We start from the raw sequence: 988 nt of genomic DNA, 5'->3' as shown, positions 1-988 counted from the left end.
GGTCCACTCAATATAGAGGGGAGAAAACAATATGCTCTAATAGTCATTGATGATAATTCAAGATTACACTGTAACATTTATGATAGAATAAAAACAGAAGATGTGACCCATTCTTTGAAAGAAACCTTTGAAAAATGGTGTAAGAAAGAAGGCATAGAAGTTGAATATACTCCTCCCTGTTATCCACAAGCAAAAGGAAAGATTGAAAGAGCCATAAGAACTTTCAATGAAGAATTTCTGAAAATGTTTTTTTATTACTTCAGGAATTTATTGAATGGTTTAACAATCATAGATACCACATGGGTATCCATGATTATCCTGCCAATGTATATTTTTCAAAAAATGTTACCGATGTTACTTGACAATACAGCGGGCAAAAATTTTTAACTTATTTTTATTTAATATTTGCCTTCACCTGCAGAAAAGTGATGAAATATGATTCACTTCGACGGGGTGGAGGCACAAAAAATTTAATTATTAAATGATATATAACTATGAGGAAAATATTGGCTTTATTTATGGCTGTTGTGATTTTAAGTAGCGCATTTTCTTTTGCAAAAGGAATTGAAACAATCTCTGAAAAAATATCGCTTCAAAAGCCCAGAATAATAGAAAAAGAAGATTTTTTAAAGATAGATGTTGAAGGAAGCGAATATTTTATAAATCCAGGAAAGCCACTCATTCCAAAGATAATAAAAGTTTTTGAAATTCCTTTTGGGGCGAGAAATATAGAAATTGATGTCACTGCTTCTGAAATAAAGGAGATAAATTTAGAAAAAGAATTGTTCTCTTCTCTCTATCCATTAAAATTATCTGAAAATGAAATAGAATTTAATTTTGAGTTGCACCAAAATTATGAAATATATCCAAGTTCATGGTATTCCTATAGAATTGGTTGTGGATTAAATGATAAAATGGAGCATGTAACTTTTGTTACAGTTCATTTATTCCCAGTTAGATATAAGCCAGAAGAAAATAAAATTTATTT

At 29.6% G+C, this 988-nt stretch carries 2 protein-coding genes; both read left to right on the top strand.

The window, feature by feature from the left end; genetic code table 11:
- Positions 1-387, top strand: a 387-nt coding sequence (locus H5T45_07690) for a hypothetical protein (GenBank protein MBC7129579.1), incomplete at its 5' end; no start/stop codon positions are given.
- A gap of 107 nt (positions 388-494) precedes the next feature.
- A partial coding sequence (locus tag H5T45_07685) for a hypothetical protein (protein ID MBC7129578.1) occupies positions 495-988 on the top strand: 494 nt, incomplete at its 3' end.

Source organism: Thermoplasmatales archaeon, assembly GCA_014361245.1.
In the GTDB taxonomy this organism is placed as follows: Archaea; Thermoplasmatota; E2; order UBA202; family JdFR-43; genus JACIWB01.
Note: the sequence above shows the minus strand (reverse complement) of the source record. Positions and strands in the feature narration are given on the sequence as shown.